At 57.8% G+C, this 20187-nt stretch carries 22 protein-coding genes; 5 read left to right on the top strand and 17 right to left on the bottom strand.

Going from position 1 to position 20187, the window contains the following annotated elements; all coding sequences use genetic code 11:
* Positions 1 to 39 precede the first annotated feature (39 nt).
* Genes ACR6AS_RS01880 through sdhC form a run of 4 tightly spaced genes read right to left on the bottom strand, consistent with a single transcriptional unit; the run spans position 40 to position 3268 of the window.
* Positions 40 to 756: a succinate dehydrogenase iron-sulfur subunit gene (locus tag ACR6AS_RS01880; RefSeq protein WP_009091413.1), complete on the bottom strand. Its 717-nt coding sequence runs from the start codon at positions 754 to 756 to the stop codon at positions 40 to 42.
* Between the two features lie 14 nt (positions 757 to 770).
* Positions 771 to 2537, bottom strand: a complete 1767-nt coding sequence (gene sdhA / locus ACR6AS_RS01875; RefSeq protein WP_111141772.1) for a succinate dehydrogenase flavoprotein subunit — start codon at positions 2535 to 2537, stop codon at positions 771 to 773.
* Complete coding sequence (gene sdhD / locus ACR6AS_RS01870) at positions 2538 to 2885, bottom strand: succinate dehydrogenase membrane anchor subunit (protein WP_009091417.1); 348 nt, start codon at positions 2883 to 2885, stop codon at positions 2538 to 2540.
* The gene (gene sdhC, locus ACR6AS_RS01865) at positions 2879 to 3268 is read right to left on the bottom strand and encodes a succinate dehydrogenase cytochrome b556 subunit (protein ID WP_111141770.1); all 390 of its coding nucleotides are present in this window, start codon (positions 3266 to 3268) and stop codon (positions 2879 to 2881) included. The genes sdhD and sdhC overlap by 7 nt, the downstream gene beginning before the upstream one ends.
* Before the next feature lie 634 nt (positions 3269 to 3902).
* Here sdhC and ACR6AS_RS01860 point away from each other — a divergent pair.
* On the top strand, positions 3903 to 5186 hold the full coding sequence (locus tag ACR6AS_RS01860) for a citrate synthase (RefSeq protein ID WP_111141768.1): 1284 nt from the start codon (positions 3903 to 3905) through the stop codon (positions 5184 to 5186).
* A 289-nt stretch (positions 5187 to 5475) separates the two neighbouring features.
* On the opposite strand, the gene nei is transcribed toward ACR6AS_RS01860, so the two are convergent.
* The 11 genes from nei to ACR6AS_RS01805 form a co-directional block, all read right to left on the bottom strand.
* Positions 5476 to 6264: an endonuclease VIII gene (gene nei, locus ACR6AS_RS01855; protein WP_293773695.1), complete on the bottom strand. Its 789-nt coding sequence runs from the start codon at positions 6262 to 6264 to the stop codon at positions 5476 to 5478.
* A gap of 11 nt (positions 6265 to 6275) precedes the next feature.
* Positions 6276 to 6923 carry a pyroglutamyl-peptidase I gene (pcp, locus tag ACR6AS_RS01850; RefSeq protein ID WP_434160944.1) on the bottom strand — a complete coding sequence of 216 codons (648 nt, stop codon included), beginning with the start codon at positions 6921 to 6923 and terminating at the stop codon, positions 6276 to 6278.
* Positions 6924 to 6929: 6 nt separating this feature from the next.
* Positions 6930 to 7946, bottom strand: a complete 1017-nt coding sequence (locus tag ACR6AS_RS01845) for a DUF979 domain-containing protein (protein WP_293773691.1) — start codon at positions 7944 to 7946, stop codon at positions 6930 to 6932.
* Positions 7946 to 8674: a DUF969 domain-containing protein gene (locus ACR6AS_RS01840; RefSeq protein WP_111141009.1), complete on the bottom strand. Its 729-nt coding sequence runs from the start codon at positions 8672 to 8674 to the stop codon at positions 7946 to 7948. The genes ACR6AS_RS01845 and ACR6AS_RS01840 overlap by 1 nt, the downstream gene beginning before the upstream one ends.
* 52 nt (positions 8675 to 8726) lie before the next feature.
* Positions 8727 to 9464 (bottom strand): 5-oxoprolinase subunit PxpA, encoded by a 738-nt coding sequence (gene pxpA, locus ACR6AS_RS01835; RefSeq protein ID WP_111141011.1) that lies wholly within the window; start codon positions 9462 to 9464, stop codon positions 8727 to 8729.
* Complete coding sequence (pxpC, locus tag ACR6AS_RS01830; RefSeq protein WP_111141013.1) at positions 9454 to 10383, bottom strand: 5-oxoprolinase subunit PxpC; 930 nt, start codon at positions 10381 to 10383, stop codon at positions 9454 to 9456. The genes pxpA and pxpC overlap by 11 nt, the downstream gene beginning before the upstream one ends.
* Positions 10377 to 11033, bottom strand: coding sequence for a 5-oxoprolinase subunit PxpB (gene pxpB / locus ACR6AS_RS01825; RefSeq protein ID WP_111141015.1), 657 nt, complete (start codon positions 11031 to 11033; stop codon positions 10377 to 10379). The genes pxpC and pxpB overlap by 7 nt, the downstream gene beginning before the upstream one ends.
* Positions 11034 to 11193: 160 nt before the next feature.
* Complete coding sequence (locus ACR6AS_RS01820) at positions 11194 to 11937, bottom strand: type 2 GTP cyclohydrolase I (RefSeq protein WP_367396164.1); 744 nt, start codon at positions 11935 to 11937, stop codon at positions 11194 to 11196.
* Positions 11938 to 11955: 18 nt separating this feature from the next.
* On the bottom strand, positions 11956 to 13380 hold the full coding sequence (phrB, locus tag ACR6AS_RS01815) for a deoxyribodipyrimidine photo-lyase (protein ID WP_434160942.1): 1425 nt from the start codon (positions 13378 to 13380) through the stop codon (positions 11956 to 11958).
* Between the two features lie 12 nt (positions 13381 to 13392).
* On the bottom strand, positions 13393 to 14349 hold the full coding sequence (locus ACR6AS_RS01810; RefSeq protein ID WP_111141021.1) for a YbgA family protein: 957 nt from the start codon (positions 14347 to 14349) through the stop codon (positions 13393 to 13395).
* A gap of 154 nt (positions 14350 to 14503) precedes the next feature.
* The gene (locus tag ACR6AS_RS01805) at positions 14504 to 14704 is read right to left on the bottom strand and encodes a YbfA family protein (protein ID WP_111141023.1); all 201 of its coding nucleotides are present in this window, start codon (positions 14702 to 14704) and stop codon (positions 14504 to 14506) included.
* 257 nt (positions 14705 to 14961) lie between these two features.
* Between ACR6AS_RS01805 and kdpE the strand changes: the two genes are divergently transcribed.
* Positions 14962 to 15636 carry a two-component system response regulator KdpE gene (kdpE, locus tag ACR6AS_RS01800; RefSeq protein WP_111141024.1) on the top strand — a complete coding sequence of 225 codons (675 nt, stop codon included), beginning with the start codon at positions 14962 to 14964 and terminating at the stop codon, positions 15634 to 15636.
* A gap of 39 nt (positions 15637 to 15675) precedes the next feature.
* Here kdpE and pgm read toward each other — a convergent pair whose 3' ends face one another.
* Complete coding sequence (pgm, locus tag ACR6AS_RS01795; RefSeq protein ID WP_111141025.1) at positions 15676 to 17316, bottom strand: phosphoglucomutase (alpha-D-glucose-1,6-bisphosphate-dependent); 1641 nt, start codon at positions 17314 to 17316, stop codon at positions 15676 to 15678.
* A gap of 26 nt (positions 17317 to 17342) precedes the next feature.
* The gene (seqA, locus tag ACR6AS_RS01790) at positions 17343 to 17891 is read right to left on the bottom strand and encodes a replication initiation negative regulator SeqA (protein WP_111141026.1); all 549 of its coding nucleotides are present in this window, start codon (positions 17889 to 17891) and stop codon (positions 17343 to 17345) included.
* A gap of 250 nt (positions 17892 to 18141) precedes the next feature.
* On the opposite strand from seqA, the gene ybfF reads away from it, so the two are divergent.
* The 3 genes from ybfF (at position 18142) to fldA (ending at position 20013) form a co-directional block, all read left to right on the top strand.
* Positions 18142 to 18906, top strand: coding sequence for an esterase (gene ybfF / locus ACR6AS_RS01785; protein WP_111141027.1), 765 nt, complete (start codon positions 18142 to 18144; stop codon positions 18904 to 18906).
* 168 nt (positions 18907 to 19074) lie between these two features.
* Complete coding sequence (gene ybfE / locus ACR6AS_RS01780; RefSeq protein WP_003852811.1) at positions 19075 to 19350, top strand: LexA regulated protein; 276 nt, start codon at positions 19075 to 19077, stop codon at positions 19348 to 19350.
* A 132-nt stretch (positions 19351 to 19482) separates the two neighbouring features.
* Positions 19483 to 20013: a flavodoxin FldA gene (gene fldA / locus ACR6AS_RS01775; RefSeq protein ID WP_111141029.1), complete on the top strand. Its 531-nt coding sequence runs from the start codon at positions 19483 to 19485 to the stop codon at positions 20011 to 20013.
* The last annotated feature ends 174 nt before the right edge of the window (positions 20014 to 20187 follow it).

Below are 20187 nucleotides of genomic sequence, written 5' to 3'. Positions count from 1 at the left end.
GTAAAACACCGGGAACCTGAGGTTCCCGGCAGAGAGTAACTATGCGCCGCGCTGCAGCAGCATCGACTTGATATGGCCGATGGCGCGCGTCGGGTTCAGCCCTTTCGGACAGACGCTCACACAGTTCATGATGCTATGGCAGCGGAATACGCTGAACGCATCGTTCAGATTGTCGAGACGCGACTCAGTTTCGGTGTCGCGGCTGTCAATCAGGAAGCGATACGCGGCCAGCAGACCGGCCGGACCGATGAACTTCTCAGGGTTCCACCAGAATGACGGGCATGAGGTAGAGCAGCAGGCACAGAGAATACATTCATACAGGCCATCCAGGTGCTCACGCTCATCCGGTGACTGCAGATGCTCGCGTGCTGGCGGATTTTCCCCATTATTCAACAGGAAAGGCTTAATTTTCTCATATTGTGCATAAAACTGGCTCATGTCCACGACCAGGTCGCGTACCACCGGCAGACCGGGTAACGGACGGATAACAATTTTCTGTTTGCCGTTGCCCAGGGCCGAAACCGGCGTGATACAGGCCAGGCCGTTTTTGCCGTTCATGTTGAGGCCATCAGAGCCGCAGACGCCTTCACGGCAGGAGCGACGAAAGGCCAGCGTTGGATCTTTCTCTTTCAGGCGAATCAGCGCGTCCAGCAGCATCATGTCGCGGCCATCTTCCGATTCCAGGGTGTAATCCTGCATCCGTGGCTTGTCGTCAACGTCCGGATTGTAGCGATAAATGGAAAACTCAAGTCTCATGATCGTCTCCGAAATTAGTAGGTACGCACTTTCGGCGGGAAGGCCGCGCGCAGTTTCGGCTGCATGTTCACCTCACGGCGCGTCATGCTTTCGGTTTCCGGGACATAAAGACTGTGGCACAGCCAGTTTTCATCATCACGATCCGGGAAGTCGAAGCGACTATGGGCACCGCGGCTCTCGGTGCGGTAGTTCGCCGCCACCGCCGTGGCATACGCCGTCTCCATCAGGTTGTCCAGCTCCAGACACTCAATACGCTGGGTGTTGAAATCCGGTGAGCGGTCATCCAGACGGGCGGATTTCAGGCGCTGACGAATCTCTTTCAGCTCTTCCAGTCCCTGGGCCATCGCCTCGCCTTCGCGGAACACTGAGAAGTTGTTCTGCATGCAGCGCTGCAGCGCTTTACGAATTTCAACCGGGTCTTCACCGGTGGTGTTGTTTTCCCAGCGGTTGAAGCGTGCCATCGCCACGTCAATCTCATCCTGGGTGGCATCGCGCAGTTCGCCCTGCTCCTGAATACTCTCCAGCAGATGCAGGCCGGCCGCACGGCCAAAGACCACCAGGTCGAGCAGTGAGTTACCACCCAGACGGTTAGCACCGTGCACCGATACACAGGCGATTTCGCCGACGGCGAACAGGCCCGGGATCACCACATCTTCGCCCTGCTCATTGACGCGCAGCGCCTGGCCGGTCACTTTGGTCGGAATACCGCCCATCATGTAGTGGCAGGTCGGGATCACCGGAATCGGCTCTTTAATCGGGTCGGCGTGCGCAAAGGTGCGCGACAGCTCAAGGATGCCCGGCAGACGGGATTCCAGCACCTCTTTACCCAGGTGGTCGAGTTTCAGTTTGATGTGCGGCCCCCACGGACCGTCACAGCCGCGACCTTCACGGATTTCGATCATCATCGAGCGCGCAACCACGTCGCGGCCCGCCAGGTCTTTAGCGTTTGGCGCATAACGCTCCATGAAGCGTTCGCCATGTTTGTTCAGCAGATAGCCACCTTCACCACGGCAGCCTTCGGTCACCAGGACGCCCGCGCCCGCGATGCCGGTCGGGTGGAACTGCCACATCTCCATATCCTGCACCGGCACACCTGCGCGCAGCGCCATACCCACGCCGTCTCCGGTGTTGATGTGGGCATTGGTGGTGGACTGATAGATACGGCCAGCGCCGCCGGTCGCCAGAATGGTCGCTTTCGCTTTGAAGTAGACCGTTTCGCCGGTTTCGATGCAGATAGCCGTACAGCCGACCACCGCGCCATCGGCGTTTTTCACCAAATCCAGCGCATACCACTCCGAGAAGATAGTGGTTTTGTTCTTCAGGTTCTGCTGATAGAGGGTGTGCAGCAGGGCATGACCCGTACGGTCAGCGGCGGCCGCGGTACGCGCTGCCTGCTCGCCACCGAAGTTCTTCGACTGGCCACCAAACGGACGCTGATAGACGCGACCATCTTCCAGACGGGAAAACGGCAGGCCCATGTGCTCCAGCTCCAGAATCGCTTCCGGGCCGGTTTTACACATATATTCGATCGCGTCCTGGTCACCGATATAGTCGGAACCTTTGACGGTGTCGTACATGTGCCATTCCCAGTTATCTTCATGGGTGTTACCCAGCGCAACGGTGATACCGCCCTGCGCAGAAACGGTGTGGGAACGGGTCGGGAAAACTTTAGACAGCAGCGCACAACTCTGGCCGCCCTGGGAGATTTGCAGTGCGGCACGCATGCCTGCGCCACCTGCGCCGATCACCACGGCATCAAACTCTCTGATTGGCAAACTCATTTACACACCCCACACCACAACAAAGCCATAAATCGCATACCACAACAGTGCCACGACAATCACAAACTGTAACAACAGACGGGTTGGCAGCGATTTAACGTAGTCTGTTAACACCTGCCACATTCCGATCCAGCCGTGGATCAGGATAGAAAACAGCGTCAGCAGCGTGAACACTTTGGTGAAGGCAGAAGCGAAGAAGCCACGCCACAGGTCATAGGTCAGCGTGTCTGTCATCACCACGAAACCGAGGATGTAGACGATGTAGAGTGTAATGAGAATTGCAGTTGCCCGCAGCAGCAGCCAGTCCTGAATGCCGTTGCGACCCAACGCGGATGCATTGCTTACCATACGAGGACTCCCGCCAGAATTGCCAGCACGACAGTGATCACAAAAGATATATGCGCTGAGCGCTTACCAGCCTGCAGCGTTTCAGCCAGATAACCAAAATCCATCAACATATGACGAATCCCGCTCACCGCGTGATAGGCCAGCGCAGTCAGGATGCCCCACATGATGAACTTCGCGAAGAAGCCATCCATAATGGATGCAGCATGCTGGAAACCTTCAGGAGAGGAGAGAGAGAGACCGAGCAGCCACAGCAGGATGCCAATAGCAACCAGGGTGATGACGCCGGAGACGCGGTGAAGAATGGACGATATTGCAGTAACGGGAAACCGGATCGTCGAGAGATCCAAGTTGACAGGTCTTTGTTTTTTCACGGTTTTGCCCACACAGCCTTTTTTTATTTTGCTTCCTCCGGACCTGAGGCGGAGTCTATTCACAACGCGTGGCAGACTTTAACCGTCACCAAAAAAGCAACATCCAGTGTTAAGTGACGCGGTAGTAAACGCTGGGTGGCTCCTGGTGTCAGGGTGTTCCGGAGACCTGGCGGAAGTATAGGAGGATCACATTCTGATTACAATTCCCCTACAAACTCTTTGGTATATTTTGGGTAGAACAGTGATCAGACTCACGATTTTCACAATTGATACAATTTTAATTATCTGATTTGACAATAGTTCAACAATTCAGTTACAAACTAAGCCTGTAAATTCCTATGATGCACAAAAGTTATGGGGATACACTTTCCCCTAAGCGCAAGTTATGTAACATTGCGATAATGAGCATTAAAAAGCATCAGGTTATTGGTTACCAAGAAGTTATATCCTGACCGGATCTTTAACAACCGCGATATGCAGCATGTCCATGGCTCACCGGTTCCTCCCGTGGAACGCGCCGCTCACTCTGTACCCTGCACCCGCTTTACCCCCGCAGAGTGATACTGTGTAGTTTTGCCAACCGCAACATGAACGCGTTTCAGGTGTCTAAAGATCCTTACCTACATAAGGCGCTATGGAGACGAAAATGACAGATAAAAAAGTAACGCTAACCCTGCAAGATGGAACATCGGTGGAGCTGGACGTGCTGAAGGGCACGCTGGGCCAGGATGTGGTTGATGTCCGCGCTCTGGGTTCAAGTGGCCTGTTCACCTTCGATCCCGGTTTCACTTCTACAGCGTCCTGCGAATCTAAAATCACTTTCATCGATGGTGATGAAGGCATCCTGCTGCACCGTGGTTTCCCGATTTCTGAGCTGGCTACCCACTCTAACTATCTGGAAGTCTGTTACATCCTGCTGAATGGCGAAGCGCCGAACCAGAAGCAGTTCGACGAGTTCCGTACCACCGTTACCCGTCACACCATGATCCATGAGCAGATTACCCGTCTGTTCCACGGTTTTCGTCGTGACTCTCACCCGATGGCCGTCATGTGTGGTGTGACCGGCGCACTGGCAGCGTTTTATCACGATTCACTGGATGTAAACATTGAGCGCCACCGCGAAATCGCGGCATTCCGTCTGCTGTCGAAAATGCCGACCATGGCGGCGATGTGTTACAAATATTCTATCGGCCAGCCTTTTGTCTATCCGCGCAACGACCTCTCTTACGCAGGTAACTTCCTGCATATGATGTTCGCCACGCCGTGCGAAGAGTACAAGGTGAACCCGGTGCTGGAACGCGCAATGGACCGTATCCTGATCCTGCACGCGGACCATGAGCAGAACGCCTCCACCTCAACCGTCCGTACCGCCGGTTCCAGCGGCGCGAATCCGTTTGCCTGTATTGCCGCGGGTATCGCCTCCCTGTGGGGACCAGCGCACGGGGGTGCCAACGAAGCGACCCTGCGTATGCTGGAAGAGATCAGCAACGTTGAACATATTCCTGAGTTTATTAAGCGCGCCAAAGATAAGAATGACTCCTTCCGTCTGATGGGCTTTGGTCACCGCGTTTACAAAAACTACGATCCGCGTGCGACCGTGATGCGCGATACCTGCCATGAAGTGCTGAATGAGCTGGGGATGAAGGATGACCTGCTGGAAGTGGCGATGGAGCTGGAACACATTGCGCTGAACGACCCCTACTTCATCGAGCGTAAACTCTATCCAAACGTGGACTTCTACTCCGGTATTATCCTGAAAGCGATGGGTATTCCTTCCTCCATGTTTACGGTGATCTTCGCGATGGCCCGTACCGTTGGCTGGATTGCGCACTGGAAAGAGATGCACGACGAAGGCATGAAGATTGCCCGTCCGCGCCAGCTCTACACCGGTTATACCGAGCGCGAGTTTACCTCACAGCTGAAGAAGTAAGATCCAGGGCGGAGAGCGATCTCCGCCTGATCGCTTATCACGCCTGGACGCTTCGCTGTGATACTGCACCTGCGCAGAGGACAGGGTCAGAGAGCAAAGAGGCAACAGGCGTCATTCGCGATCCGCACGGTTACGCACCTCATTCGGGAGATGCGCCCGTTACCGGAACGCTCTCCTCCCCCTGTTTCCTGCGCGTCATACTGCTTCGTAGCGGCTGACGTCACCCGGTCTGACGTTTATTAGCCGTCTGCTGTCAGCACCTTTCGCGCGTTTAACTTCACGCCTCAGCTTATCGCTGACACCCCGGACACCAGTAGAACGGCCGGGACGACAGCGTGCCCTTCTCGACGACCGTGCCACAGCGCCGGCATTTTTTGCCCTGCCGATGAAACACCTCAAACTGAAATGCCGCTTCCTCATGATATTTCTTCATGGTGCCGCGCATCCGGTAGGCGTGCCGCGGCACCGACAGCAGCGCCTCGCTGAATGCAGTCAGCTGATCTTCACTCAGATCCTGTGCCCGGTGGTGCGGCAGCAGCTGCGCCAGCCAGAGAATTTCGGCGCGCAGGTAGTTACCCAGCCCGGCCAGAAACGCCTGGTCCAGCAGCAGACCGCTGAACTGACGACGCCGGAAACGGGGCGACAGCAGCCGCTCCCGCACCTCTTCAACGGTCAGGGCACTGCTCAGCACATCCGGCCCGATGCGATTCAGGAACGGGTGCGCCCCCAGGGTATCGGCGTTAAGCAGTTCAATATCGGAGGCGCTGTAGAGCAGAATCGCTTTATCTGCTGTCGCCAGCCGTACCCGTAGCTGACGGGTGGTATTGAGTTCGGTGTCGGGTTTTACAATGCGCCAGATGCCATAAAGCTGGTTATGGCTGTAGAGCGTCAGGCCGTTGCTGAAATGTGTCAGCAGCGCCTTGCCCCGCGTTTCAATGGCCTGCACCTGCTCACCAATTAATGCCGGTTCATAGGTTTTGAGCTGTGGAAACGCAAACCACGCTTCCGTTAACGGCTGCCCCACAATGGCAGCTTCGAGTTTATCCGCCACGCGGCGGATTTCCGGTCCTTCAGGCATCCTTCATCCTCTTAGTGGGTGGCACCGCCAGCCTGTTTAATATCGTCACCGTTCTCCAGCGTGACCCGAACAGCAATCTCCAGCGCCTGAACAATGGTCGCCAGCGCCATACTCGGCGCGCCGGGGTGCTGCGCCGCCTGTTCAGGCAGATAAGGGATATGGATAAAGCCGCCCCGCGCCGGGCTCTCCTGCTGCTGAAGCCAGTGCAGCAGGCCATACATCACCCGGTTACAGGTAAAGGTGCCCGCCGTCTGCGACACCGACGCCGGAATGCCCGCCTCCCGCACCGCGGCGACAATCGCTTTGATCGGCAGCCGCGAAAAATAGGCTGCCGGACCGCCGGCAACCACGGGTTCATCGACGGGCTGATGCCCGGCGTTATCCGGGATACGGGCGTCGTCGACATTAATACCGATACGCTCGACGGTAATGTCGCTGCGACCGCCCGCCTGCCCTACCGACAGCACCGCATCCGGTCTGATCTCCTCCAGCGCCTGGTTCAGCACGCCGAGGACCTCACGGAAGATCACGGGCAACTGGCGGATGACGATCTTCGCCCCGCCGATCGCTTTGCCCTCCAGCGTCCGCACCGCTTCCCATGAAGGATTAATCGTTTCACCGCCAAAAGGTTCAAAGGCTGTTATCAGGACCGTTTTCATGCTGCCTCACAGAAACATCAGGAAATAGAGCAGAAAAATGTTAACGATTAACAGTAGCACACCGGTCGGAATCTGAGCCCTGATCACCGCGTTTCGGTTGGGCAGTTCCAGCAGCGCCGCCGGGACAATATTGAAGTTGGCCGCCATCGGCGTCATCAGCGTGCCACAGTAGCCGGAGAACATGCCGATCGCCGCCATCACCGCCGGGTTGCCGCCGTGCTGCAGTACCAGAATCGGGATGCCGACGCCGGCGGTGATAATCGGAAAGGCGGCGAAGGCGTTGCCCATGATCATGGTTAACAGCGCCATGCCCACGGCATAGACGATGACCGCAATCAGGCGATTGTCCACCGCCAGCCAGGTCTGGGTCAGATGTGAAATCGCGCTGCCAACACCGGCGCTGGTAAACAGCAGCCCCAGGGTGGCGAGGATCTGCGGCAGGATAAAGGCCCAGCCTATCGAATCCAGCAGGCGGCGGGTCTCCTGCATCGACTGCACCGGTTTTTCATGGGTCAGTTTCAGGGCCACCAGCCAGCCCGCTACACAGCCGACCATCATCGAAAAGAGCGTCACCAGCGTTGCATGATTACCGGGTCCGAATACCGAATCCTGCAGGCCGGGAATATGGTTAAACACCAGCACGCCGACCACGGTGACCACCGGGATCGCCAGCGCGGGCAGGAAGAGTTTATTGCGCAGACTTTGTGCGCTGGCCTGCTTCTCCTCTTCGCTGCGCTGATGATAGCGTCCCAGCCGGACGCCGCCCAGGCCCGCAATCAGCGCCATGATGACCACCACGACCCCGACAGCGATGTGCAGCGTGCGGGTGCCCGCCGCTGCCGACCCCAGCCCCTGGCCCAGCAGATCTGCCGTCCAGTCACCGATCAGGAATATCAGGCCATACAGCGCCCAGAACAGGCCGGTCGTCAGGCGGCGCGGATTCGCGCGATCGCGCCAGGAGAGGATCGCCACCACCAGCAGCATGATGCCTGCCAGCCACATCAGATACTGTTGCTGGAACATTATGCGCCTCCTTTGGTCTTCATCGCCTGGCTGTTCAGCCGCTGCAGCTCACGCGCCAGCTGGCGGTCCAGTCGCACCAGACGAGCCGAGTGGATTAGGAACGCGGCCACCGCGGTCGGGATCCCCCACAACGCGATGTGCAACGGTTCGGTCTGGATCCCGGCGGACTCCTGCATGAAGTTATGCATAAAGATAATCGCACCAAAGGCGACGAAGATATCCTCGCCAAAGAACAGGCCGACGTTGTCGGTCGCCGCCGACATCGCGCGCAGACGGTGGCGCAACTCAGGTGTGATCTCGCCATAGCGATTCTCTGTTGCCCCTTCCGCCATCGGCGCCAGCAGCGGACGCACCATCTGCGGATGGCCGCCGAGGCTGGTCAGCCCCAGCGCGGCGGTGATTTCGCGTACAAACAGATAGACGATCAGCAGACGGCCTGCGGTGGCCGTTTTAATCTGCGCAATCCACGCCTGAGCCCGCTCTTTCAGCCCGTGACGCTCCAGCAGGCCAATCACCGCCAGCGGCAGCAGCAGGATCAGCGGCAGATTGCGGGTGTTCAGAAAGCCCGCGCCCAGCTTTTCCAGAATATCTGCCAGCGGCATCAGCGCGGCCAGCCCGGTCACGAACCCGGCGATGATCACCACCAGCACCGGATTAAAACGCAGAACGAAGCCGATCACGATGGCGGCAATGCCCAGTAATGGCCAGAGATTTACGGCACTCTCCATGATTTTCCCTCAGAGTGAAAAACCCGGCACGGGCCGGGTTAAAGGTTGTTATTCAGTCACTGGTGACGCGAATCTGCTGACGGGCAAACGCCTCACATAACCGCTGCGCAAACTGCAGGGCATGCGCACCGTCACCGTGCAGGCAGACGGTCTGCGCCTTCACCGCTACCCATTCTCCTGTGATGCTTTTTACCCTGCCCTGCTGCACCATCGTCAGCGTCTGCTCGATCGCCTGCTGCTCATCTTCAATCAGCGCACCGGGTTCACTGCGTGGCACCAGTGCGCCGGAACGGAGATAGCCCCGGTCGGCAAAGACCTCTTCCCGGGTGCGTAAACCGTAATGCGCCGCAGCCCGAATCGATTCGCTGTTGGCCAGCCCTACCAGGATCAGCTGGCTGTCGACCGCGCGGATGGCTCGGGCGATGGCGTCAGCCAGCACCGGATCGGCCGCGGCCTGGTTATACAGCATCCCGTGCGGCTTCACATGGACCAGCTGCGCACCCTCGCTTTCCGCCAGCGTTTTCAGCGCCCCGATCTGGTAGATCATCTGGGCGTAGACTGTTTCGGGCGGGAGCTGCATGGCGCTGCGGCCAAAGTTCTCCCGATCGGGAAAGGCGGGATGCGCACCAATCGCGACACCGGCAGCCTGTGCCCAGCGCACCGACTGCAGCATGGTCTGCGCATCCCCGGCGTGAAAGCCGCAGGCGATATTGGCCGAACTCACCCGCTGCAGCAGTGCCTGATCGCTGGCGCAGCCCTCGCCCAGGTCAGCATTTAAATCAATCTTCATTGAGTCCCCACATCATCTGATCCAGTGCGCGCTGCTGATGCTGACGGGCCAGCATCGCTTCCGGCAGGGTGCAGTGAATAAAGTGAATCGGCTCACCCAGCCGGATTTGCGCCAGGTGATAGAGATCGGCTTCGATAACCGAGGCGATGCGCGGATAGCCGCCGGTGGTCTGCGCATCGGCCATCAGCACGATGGGCTGCCCGTTAGGCGGCACCTGAACCACACCCGGCATCACGCCGTGCGACAGCAGTTCACGCGGGCTTTCGCGTTTCAGCTTACGCCCCTCCAGCCGGTAACCCATGCGGTTACTCTGCGGGCTGAGCTTCCAGCCGGTACGCCAGAACGCCTGCTGCGCCTCGCGGCTGAATTCGTGATACTCCGGGCCAGGCAGTGCGCGGATGCGGTTGCCCCACAGCAGTTGCCGCACCCCAGCCTGACGGTCGAACTGACGCGTCGGTTTCCCCAGCGGGATCTGATCGCCATCCCGCAGGGTGCGTCCGTGAAACCCGCCAAACTGCGCTTTCAGGTCGGTGCTGGCCGAATCCAGCATCGCCGGGATAGCAAAACCGCCATGCACCGCCAGATAGCTGCGCATCCCGCGCAGCGGCATCGCCAGCGACAGGACCTGACCCCGTTTCACCGGGGTGCGCCAGCCCGTCCAGACCGGCTTGTCGTCAAGCTGCGCCTGGCACCCTGCGCCCGTCAGCGCAAACCAGCCGTCGCGGGTAAACTCCGCTTTGAACTGGCCGAGCACGATCTCCAGCACGGCGCTGTCCGGGGCATTGCCCACCAGCATGTTGGCGGTCAGCATCGCAGGCTGATCGAGAACGCCGCACGGACTGATCCCGAACTGGCGCCAGCCGTATCGTCCCGCATCCTGAAGGGTGGCGGCCAGACCGGCTCGCAGAATGTTTAACATACGCCCTCCTGCTGTGGCACAAAGCGGACCCGGTCGCCGGGACGGAGCAGAACGGGCGGTTGCCGTTGCGGATCAAACAGTGCCGTGCGCGTCTGGCCAATCAGCTGCCAGCCACCCGGCGAGGCGAGCGGATAGACGCCGGTCTGGCTGCCGCCGATACCCACCGATCCGGCGGGGACAGTGACTCTGGGTTCCGCCCGGCGCGGCGTGTGAAGACGCGGATCCAGCCCGCCAAGATAGGGAAATCCGGGCTGGAAGCCGATAAAGAAGACCACATACTCGCTGCTGCTGTGCAGCTCAACAACCTGAGGGGGCGTCAGCCCGGCCTGGTCCGCCACGACCGCGAGATCGGGCCCCGCCTCGCCGCCGTAGATCACCGGGATTGCGACCTGCCGTGACTCGGGCAGCTGCGCCTCGCTCTCTTCCCACCAGCGCTGCAGCCGCTCGATGGCATCCAGCGCATTCTGCTGGGGGTCACGCAGGAGCAGGGTGATGTTGTTCATGCCGGGGATCACCTCCAGCACGCTGTCGTAGGCGTGCAGCCGCTGGGTCAGCCCCCAGATACGCTGCTGGCTTTCCAGCGAGACCGGCGGTTCCAGCTCCAGCACGACAGCGCGTTCACCCAATAAATAACATCGTGCTCGTTGCAACAGCCACCTCCCGCCTGGTTAAAATCGCGCCAGGCCGATCGGATCCGATGCCCGGATCGACCCCTTGCTTATCGACTTAAAGCAAATAGTTATGCGAAAGTGACAGAGATGTGTCAACCGATTTCAGTCCTGCGCAGGCGCGCAGGACCGGGGAAGAGGGTCAGGCAGGATTAGGGATGTCGATGAAGGTGACGTCCAGGCCGTGATGCTGCGCCAGCCAGTCGCCCAGTGCTTTTACGCCGCCCCGCTCGGTGGCGTGGTGGCCTGCGGCAAAGAAATGCACCCCCTGCTCGCGGGCGCTATGGATGGTCTGCTCGGAGACTTCGCCGGTGATAAAAGCATCGACGCCCGCAGCGGCAGCCTGGTCAATAAAGCCCTGTCCCCCACCGCTGCACCAGGCGATGCGACGGATTAGCGCAGGCGCGTTGTCACCACAATGCAGCGGTTCGCGGCCCAGCCGTTCAGCGATGCGGCGGGCCAGCTGATCGCCGGAAAGCGGCTCACTCAGCTCACCGTGGAACACCAGCGGCATCACTTCGCCCTGCACCTCAATCTCCAGCAGCTTCGCCAGCTGAGTGTTATTCCCCAGTTCAGGGTGCGCATCGAGTGGCAGGTGCCAGCCATAAAGATTGATGTCGTTAGCCAGCAGGGTCCGCAGACGACGACGCTTCATGCCTTTGATCACCGCCGGCTCGCTCTTCCAGAAATAGCCGTGATGCACGATGATCGCATCGGCCTGGCGGGCCACCGCCTCATCCAGCAGTGCCTGACAGGCGGTCACACCGGTGACGACGGTTTTGATCTCGCTGCGTCCCTCGACCTGCAGTCCGTTGGGCGCATAATCGCTGAAGCTGTGGCTGTCGAGATGCTGATTGATCAGCGTCTCCAGTTCGTAATGGTTCATTCAGGCTCCTTCGAAGCCTCAGGCGGCGCTTTTCGCGCGCTCAAAGGCGTCTAATGTCTTTTTACGGGCTGCCTTATGATCCACGATTGGTGCCGGATAATCGAGTTTCTTCTTGTGCTTCTCCGCCCACTGATGCGGCTGATGAATATCGCTGTCGGGAACCTCGGCCAGCTCCGGCAGGTAGTGACGGATAAACTCTCCCTGCGGATCAAAGCGTTCGCCCTGAGTGGTCGGATTAAAGATGCGGAAATAGGGAGCCGCGTCCGTGCCGGTCGAGGCCGCCCACTGCCAGCCACCATTATTGGCCGCCAGATCCCCATCAATCAGCTGCTGCATGAAGTAGCGTTCACCTTCGCGCCAGTCAATCAGCAGATCTTTGACCAGGAAACTGGCGGTAATCATCCGCAGACGATTGTGCATCCAGCCCAGCTGATTCATCTGACGCATGGCCGCATCAACAATCGGGAAACCGGTCCTGCCCGCTTTCCAGGCCTCAAAATGGGCCGGGTTTTTCTGCCATTCGACGTTGCGCGTCCAGTCAATAAACGGCTGATGGCGGCACAGCGCCGGGTAGGCGACCAGCAGATGACGGTAAAACTCGCGCCAGATCAGCTCATTCAGCCAGGTGAACGCACGGCCATTTTCCAGCGCATCGGGATGTTCGTGCAGGAGACGATGCAGACACTGACGGGGCGACAGCACGCCAGTCGACAGATAGACCGACAGGCGGCTGGTCGCATCCAGCGCCGGCAGGTCGCGCTGAGCCGGATAATCGACCACCGGCTTGCCCGCGAAGTGGCGCAGCCGTTTCAGCGCGGCATCTTCGCCTGCCGGAAAGCGTTCTTCGTCGAACGCTTCACAGGGGCAATCAAAGGCAGGGATCCGGGTGGTCTTCAGCGGCGCACCCTCGCGCGCTTTCGGTGCGGGTACGCACTCCGGTAATCCCTGCTGCAGACGGCGGACGAAGGCTTTGCTGAACGGCGTAAAGACCTTGTACATCGAGCGATCGCCGCTCTGCACGCTGCCTGGTGGCAGCAGCAGGCTGTCATCAAAGCCCTGACAGGTGACACCGGCGTCGTTAAGCCGCTTTTCAGCCTCGGCGTCGCGCTCGCGCTCATTCACTTCATACTGATAGTTGTAGAAAAGCTGATCGACCTTGTGCTCGTCGCAGAACGTCACCAGCGCATCGACGCTGTCGCCAAAAGCTTTACACGCTTTGTAGTGCAGTTCGATACCGCGTTCGGCCAGCGCATCCTGAACCGCGGTCAGGCTGGCATGAATAAATGCCGCCTGCTTTGGCGACATATCATGCTGCTGCCACTGCTCAGGTGTGGCAAGGAAAAGCGCCATCACCTTTGCTTTGCTGTCCCGGCAGGCGGCATGCAGTGCAAGATTATCGTTGATGCGTAAATCGTTACGCAGCCAGACCAGATGGGTGGTCATATGCCTCCTGAATTACTGTCCGTAGCGTAAGCACAAGGCTTCGGGATAGGGATCGAAATAGCGTTGCTGGGCCAGCCAGGGGTGCGGATACTCTGCCATGTAGTGTTTGAGGATCGTAATCGGTGCCAGCAGCGGCTGCGTCCCCTGACGATAGCGGTCAATCAGCGTTGCCAGCTCCTGACGCTGGGGTGAACTGAGCTGACGGCGGAAGTAGCCCTGCACATGCATCAGCACGTTAGTATGGTTACGACGTGACGCCGGACGGGACATCAGCGCCATCATGCGGTTGCGGTACTCAAAAGCGAAGGCATCCAGCGACTCCCACTGGCTCATCGATGCAACAAACGGACCCAGTTCGCGATATTTTTCCTGCGAGTGCGCCAGCATCATCAGCTTATAGCGGCTGTGGAAAGCAATCAGTCCGTGACGGGTCAGGCCGTTTTCCCACATCTCGTTGAACTCATGCAGCGCGCAGATGCGGCCGATAAAATTCTCACGCAGCGCCGGGTCATGCAGACGACCATCCTCCTCCAGCGGCAGCCAGGGCATCTCACGCTGCAGGAACGCCGCAAAAATACCGGTGCCGACTTTGCGGTTGTTATTATTATCAGGCTCGTAAACCCGCACCCGCTCCATGCCGCAGCTGGGCGATTTCGCGCACAGGATATAGCCAGACAGATGGTGCAGCGATTTCACCCGTTCGGCAGACCAGGCACGCATCTCCTGCGTCACCTCTTCACCGCCATCTTTGCTGAAACAGAGATGCAGTTCGTCATCATCCTGTTTTACCAGCCGTAACGCCGGACGCGGTGTAGGCAGGCCGATCGCCATTTCCGGGCAGATCGGTTCGAAGCGGACAAATGGGGTAAGATCCTGAGTCGCAAAAGTAAGACGTTTATGGCCACCATCAAACCTGACACTGTCGCCGAGCAGGCATGCACTGATTCCAACGGGGATTTTTTTGCCCATACTTGTACAACCTCCAAAATCTTGTAGAGGTTTAAGTGTAGCGCAAAAGTGACAGGAATAAAGCCCGATTACGCAGTTCAGAACTGCTTATTCTCAGAAAAAACGCAAAAAAAAGCCTGGTCAGCAGACCAGGCCTCTCGTGCGCGCGGGCAGATTACCAGAACGCCCCGCCACCGGCTTCAGACTGCGCCAGCCAGACCGGTTTGGCACTGGTTTTACACCAGATGCGATGCAGATAGCTGTAGAAGCGCGCTCTGTCCTGGCGGAACAGCATAACAGGCAGAGCCAGCACGCCGAGAAGAATCACCAGCGTGCGTCGTGCAATAATTTTGTAACGTGGATAAGCCTGATACATGGTTTCTCCTCCCGGCAATGATAAGTCTGTGAATGTGATCTGTGTCTTAATTTACGCCAGGTTGTGTAATTTTACTACTCATCTGACCACTTATTTACTGCCTTTTTTATTGATTAAGAATCAGCCTGTAACTAAGTTACAAAATGGTTATTGCCAGGTTACGGTTGAGTTTAAAATTCTCACCCGCCAGGCACGCGGACGACGACCTGAAATCTTGATAAAGTAACGCTTCGGCCCTCACTTAAGGCAGGTAATGCGTGACCACGGTGTTAATCGTTGAAGATGAGAAAGAGATCCGTCGCTTTGTCCGGCTGGCGCTGGAAAATGAAGCGCTGAAAGTAGTGGATGCCGACACGCTGCAGCGCGGGCTGATCGAAGCGGCGACCCGCAAGCCCGACCTGGTGATCCTCGATCTTGGCCTGCCGGATGGGGATGGCACCGATTTTATTCGCGACCTGCGCCAGTGGAGCGCCATACCGGTCATCGTGCTGTCGGCGCGCAGCGATGAGCAGGATAAAATCGCCGCGCTGGATGCTGGCGCGGATGACTACCTGACCAAGCCCTTTGGTATTGGTGAACTGCTGGCGCGCGTCCGGGTCGCGCTGCGGCGTCACAGCCGCCCGCAGCCGGATGCCCGCATCCATTTTGCCGACGTCAGCGTCGACCTCGCGGCGCGGCGGGTGCAGCGCGGTGACAGCGAGATCCACCTCACTCCGATCGAGTTCCGTCTGCTGAGTATTCTGCTCAATAACGCCGGAAAGGTGCTGACACAGCGGCAGCTGCTGAGCCAGGTCTGGGGACCGAATGCAGTGGAGCACAGCCACTATCTGCGGATCTACATGGGGCATCTGCGGCAGAAGCTGGAAGCGAATCCGACCCAGCCCGCCCATCTGCTGACCGAAACCGGCATTGGCTATCGCTTTATGCCATAAAAAAAGGCGCCAGAGGCGCCTCGTTTTCTGCCCGACTTATCAGGCGTTTTTCAGCACTTCGCTGACGATCTCTACCGCTTCTTTCTCGATCTGCGCGCGATGCTCGGCGCCCAGGAAGCTTTCGCAGTAGATCTTGTAGGCGTCTTCGGTGCCTGACGGACGCGCTGCAAACCAGCCATTCTCCGTCATCACCTTCAGGCCACCGATCGACGCACCGTTACCCGGTGCTGCGGTCAGACGCGCAGTGATAGGATCGCCCGCCAGGGTATCCGCGCTCACCATCTCCGGTGACAGCTTCGACAGCGCGGCTTTCTGCGCGGAGGTGGCTGACGCCTGCAGACGGTTGTAGCTCGGTGCACCAAAGCGCGCGGCCAGCTCGTCATAGTGCTCCTGCGGATTCTTACCGGTCACGGCAGTGATTTCCGCCGCCAGCAGACACATGATGATGCCATCTTTGTCGGTTGACCACGGTGTGCCGTCGAAACGCAGGAATGAAGCACCTGCGCTCTCTTCGCCGCCGAAACCGAAGCTGCCGTCATACAGGCCATCAACAAACCACTTGAAGCCCACCGGAACTTCGACCAGCTTACGGCCGATGTCGTTGACCACGCGGTCAATCATGGCGCTGGACACCAGCGTTTTACCAACGGCAACGTCCTGGCCCCACTGCGGACGGTGCTGGAACAGGTAGTTGATCGCTACGGCCAGGTAGTGGTTTGGATTCATCAGACCCGCCGGGGTCACAATGCCGTGACGGTCATAATCAGGATCGTTACCAAAGGCCAGATCGAACTTGTCACGGTAGGCCAGCAGGCCAGCCATGGCGCTCTCGGAGGAGCAGTCCATACGCACAACGCCATCTTTATCCAGGTGCATAAAGCGGAAGGTCTGATCAACCGCGTCATTCACCAGCGTCAGATCCAGCTTGTAGTGCTCGGCGATACGCTGCCAGTAAGCAATACCGGAACCGCCCAGTGGATCAACACCCAGCTTCAGACCGGCTTTTTGAATTGCCGGGAAGTCGATGATCTCCGCCAGACCTTCAACATAAGGCTGGATCAGATCTTTCTCTACAACGTGACCGCTGGCCAGCGCCTGCTCCAGAGGCAGACGTTTCACCTCTTTCAGTCCCGCCTGCATCAGCTGATTCGCGCGATCTTCCACGACTTTCGTGACGTTGGTGTCAGCCGGGCCGCCATTCGGTGGATTGTACTTGATGCCGCCATCTTCCGGTGGGTTGTGCGACGGCGTAATCACAATACCGTCAGCCAGCGCGCCACCCGCTTTGTTATGCTCAAGAATCGCATTCGAGATCGCAGGGGTCGGCGTGTAGCCGTTGTCCTGCTGCACAATCACATCAACGCCGTTAGCCGCCAGCACTTCCAGCACCGAGAGCATGGCCGGTTCGGACAGCGCATGGGTGTCTTTACCGACGTAGCAGGGTCCGGTGATGCCGTTCTTTTTGCGCTCTTCGGCAATGGCCTGGGCGATTGCCAGAATGTGCATCTCGTTGAAGCTCTGACGCCCTGCGCTGCCGCGATGGCCAGAGGTACCAAACTTCACCGCATGTTCCGGGTTCGCCACATCGGGCTTCAGGACATAATATTGTGACGTTAACTGTGCAACATTAATCAAATCGCTCTGCTGGGCGGGTTGCCCGGCACGTGGGTGATTGGCCATTGGCGCTGCTCCCTGACGCTTAAGTTTTAGATGGTGCCGCAAACTTTCTCGGTCAGTTCCGCAGGGAACTGCATCGAGAGCATGATGTGTTCGACCATGCTGCATTTACGACCCGTGTTGGTATTGGTGATGACCCAGTACGGCGTGCCGGGCACATGCTTCGGCTTAGTATGGGTGCCATTCTGTAACAGCGTATGCTCGTCACCGGCAAAATAGACGCGGGTGCGGCCCTGCAGAGAGGCAGTGGCTTCAGCAAAGGCTGTGGTGTCGAGACGATAGAGCGTTGACAGGATAAGCATAAAACGATTTACCGCCCGCTTCTGCTCCGCATATTCATCGGACAGCAGCAGCTCACGCACCGCGCGAACACGATCCTGCGGGCGCGATCCTACAGACACAGGCTGAGACTCTTTCGCTGCATCTTTTGAAACGGGCTGCGCAGGCGACGCGGGCGCCGTCTGACCGGCGGTGAACTTCAGCATGCGGCGCAGAATGTCGGATGCGCTTTCACCAATATGTTGCGTGTGGCTGGCGATATAACGGTAGAGCTCTTCGTCAACTTCGATCGTTTTCATCTTATTCCGTACGGTTCTTTCTCATGACAGAACCACCTGTTGCCTGAAAAGCCCTGAGTATAGTCGGGCGATTCAAAGGATGTGTGGGTTCTAACATCAGGATTATAAAGTTAAATTCAGGCGGGTTGTTAGTAATCAAACGGTTTACGGGCAAAAGTCAGAATATGTCCTAATGCCGCCGGAACCGGCGCGCCTGAAAAGGTGAAACCATGATAACCTAAGCTCAGGTCTCAAACTTAAGAACTTTGCTATGATTTTGAACGCCCGTCTGCAAACTGAACAATCTCCTGCTGATTCCCTGCCCATCCTGCTTATTCATGGTCTGTTTGGCAGTCTGGATAACCTTGGCGTGCTGGCGCGCGGGCTGAAAGATGCCGGTCCGCTGCTGCAGGTCGATGTCCGTAACCACGGACTTTCCCCCCGTTCTGACGAGATGAACTACGCTGTAATGGCGCAGGATATGGTCGATACCCTGGATGCCCATGGCATCAACCGCGTTGCGGTGATCGGTCACTCGATGGGTGGCAAAATTGCCATGACGATGAGTGCACTGATACCGGACCGCATTGATCGGCTGGTGATGATTGACATCGCACCGGTGGACTATCAGACCCGCCGCCACGACGACATCTTTGCCGCTATCCGTGCCGTGACGGACGCGGGCGTGACACTGCGCAGCGAGGCGGCGCGCATTATGCGTACGCTGATCGACGAAGAGGGAGTCATCCAGTTTCTGCTGAAGTCGTTTCAGGAGGGCGAATGGCGCTTTAACGTGCCGGTGCTGTGGGACAACTACACGACGATTTCTGGCTGGCAGCCGGTGCCCGCCTGGCCGCATCCGGCGCTGTTTATTCGCGGCGGGGAGTCCAGCTATCTGGATAATTGTTACCGCGATGCCCTGCTTCAGCAGTTTCCGGCGGCGCAGGCGCACGTCATCGGTGGCGCAGGACACTGGGTCCATGCGGAAAAACCCGATGCCGTTTTGCGCGCAGTTCGTCGATTTTTTGCGCTTTAAAAGCAATCAGATGGCGGTAAAGGTTTAGGATTGGCGTCGGGCGTAAGCGTGAAGTATGATGTCGCGCTAAAATTTTGCCGCAGGTCAGTTTTGCTGCGGCAGCGGCCAATAATTTATAATCTGCGCGGTGAGTGTCTGACACCCGCACCCATTCAGTTTTACTAAGCCATGGCAAAAGAACAGACTGACCGCACGACGCTCGATCTCTTTGCTGATGAGCGCCGCCCGGGTCGACCCAAAACCAGTCCGCTTTCGCGTGATGAACAGCTGCGCATCAACAAGCGCAATCAACTGAAACGCGACAAAGGGCGCGGACTTCGGCGTGTCGAGCTGAAAATGAACAGTGAAGCCGTCGATGCACTCAATACGCTGGCCGAACAGCGCAATCTCAGCCGCAGCGAACTGATTGAACAGATGCTGCTGGCACAGCTCAAACTGGATTAACGCGGGCAAATCGCACGCAGGAGCAAATGTCGAGGCTTTAACCGTTCCGCGGGTTTGTCTCGTCTGCTATTATTCGCTGAATTGTGCTGCGGCACACATCTCATTATCAGGATTTAAGAGGTTATTTTACTCATGGCACTCGTAGGCATCTTCTTTGGCAGCGATACCGGCAATACCGAAAACATTGCAAAAATGATCCAGAAGCAGCTGGGTAAAGACGTTGCAGAAGTGCATGACATCGCAAAAAGCACAAAAGAAGATCTGGAAGCGTTTGATATCCTGCTGCTGGGTATTCCGACCTGGTATTACGGTGAAGCGCAGTGCGACTGGGATGACTTCTTCCCGACGCTGGAAGAGATCGACTTCAACGGCAAACTGGTGGCGCTGTTCGGCTGCGGCGACCAGGAAGATTACGCAGAGTACTTCTGTGACGCGATGGGCACCATCCGCGACATCATCGAACCCCACGGTGCGGTCATCGTCGGCCACTGGCCGACCGAAGGCTACCATTTTGAAGCCTCAAAAGGTCTGGCAGATGACAAGCACTTTTTGGGCCTGGCGATCGACGAAGACCGCCAGCCTGAACTGACCAGCCAGCGTGTTGAGCAGTGGGTTAAGCAGATTTTCGATGAGCTGCAGCTGAAAGAGATTCTGGAAGCCTGATCCTGCATGCCTCAATGTGAGCGCCAGCTCACATTGAGGCAATGGAAATTCCTATAGAAATAATAGCCACATTTTTTTAACTTTCTCCGTTTAATCTGTAGAATACCCGCATCGATCTTCCGCGTATTTTCTCAGGCGGTAAGACGAAGTGATGGTCAAACAGACTCTGCCAGA

The organism is Pantoea phosphatilytica (assembly GCF_051025615.1).
Classification (GTDB): domain Bacteria; phylum Pseudomonadota; class Gammaproteobacteria; order Enterobacterales; family Enterobacteriaceae; genus Pantoea.
The sequence above is the reverse complement of the archived record's forward strand: the minus strand, read 5'-3'. Positions and strand labels throughout refer to the sequence as shown.

Bases quoted from the DNA above. Each gene is read 5' to 3' on its own strand.
- pcp (WP_434160944.1), bottom strand. From the start codon at position 6,923: ATGAAAACGGTCCTGATAACAGCCTTTGAACCTTTTGGCGGTGAAACG.
- ybfF (WP_111141027.1), top strand. From the start codon at position 18,142: ATGATTTTGAACGCCCGTCTGCAAACTGAACAATCTCCTGCTGATTCC.
- ACR6AS_RS01840 (WP_111141009.1), bottom strand. From the start codon at position 8,674: ATGGAGAGTGCCGTAAATCTCTGGCCATTACTGGGCATTGCCGCCATC.
- ACR6AS_RS01860 (WP_111141768.1), top strand. From the start codon at position 3,903: ATGACAGATAAAAAAGTAACGCTAACCCTGCAAGATGGAACATCGGTG.
- ACR6AS_RS01845 (WP_293773691.1), bottom strand. From the start codon at position 7,946: ATGTTCCAGCAACAGTATCTGATGTGGCTGGCAGGCATCATGCTGCTG.
- sdhA (WP_111141772.1), bottom strand. From the start codon at position 2,537: ATGAGTTTGCCAATCAGAGAGTTTGATGCCGTGGTGATCGGCGCAGGT.
- ybfE (WP_003852811.1), top strand. From the start codon at position 19,075: ATGGCAAAAGAACAGACTGACCGCACGACGCTCGATCTCTTTGCTGAT.
- ACR6AS_RS01810 (WP_111141021.1), bottom strand. From the start codon at position 14,349: ATGGGCAAAAAAATCCCCGTTGGAATCAGTGCATGCCTGCTCGGCGAC.
- pgm (WP_111141025.1), bottom strand. From the start codon at position 17,316: ATGGCCAATCACCCACGTGCCGGGCAACCCGCCCAGCAGAGCGATTTG.
- sdhD (WP_009091417.1), bottom strand. From the start codon at position 2,885: ATGGTAAGCAATGCATCCGCGTTGGGTCGCAACGGCATTCAGGACTGG.
- ACR6AS_RS01805 (WP_111141023.1), bottom strand. From the start codon at position 14,704: ATGTATCAGGCTTATCCACGTTACAAAATTATTGCACGACGCACGCTG.
- fldA (WP_111141029.1), top strand. From the start codon at position 19,483: ATGGCACTCGTAGGCATCTTCTTTGGCAGCGATACCGGCAATACCGAA.
- nei (WP_293773695.1), bottom strand. From the start codon at position 6,264: ATGCCTGAAGGACCGGAAATCCGCCGCGTGGCGGATAAACTCGAAGCT.
- ACR6AS_RS01880 (WP_009091413.1), bottom strand. From the start codon at position 756: ATGAGACTTGAGTTTTCCATTTATCGCTACAATCCGGACGTTGACGAC.
- pxpA (WP_111141011.1), bottom strand. From the start codon at position 9,464: ATGAAGATTGATTTAAATGCTGACCTGGGCGAGGGCTGCGCCAGCGAT.
- phrB (WP_434160942.1), bottom strand. From the start codon at position 13,380: ATGACCACCCATCTGGTCTGGCTGCGTAACGATTTACGCATCAACGAT.
- ACR6AS_RS01820 (WP_367396164.1), bottom strand. From the start codon at position 11,937: ATGAACCATTACGAACTGGAGACGCTGATCAATCAGCATCTCGACAGC.
- seqA (WP_111141026.1), bottom strand. From the start codon at position 17,891: ATGAAAACGATCGAAGTTGACGAAGAGCTCTACCGTTATATCGCCAGC.
- pxpC (WP_111141013.1), bottom strand. From the start codon at position 10,383: ATGTTAAACATTCTGCGAGCCGGTCTGGCCGCCACCCTTCAGGATGCG.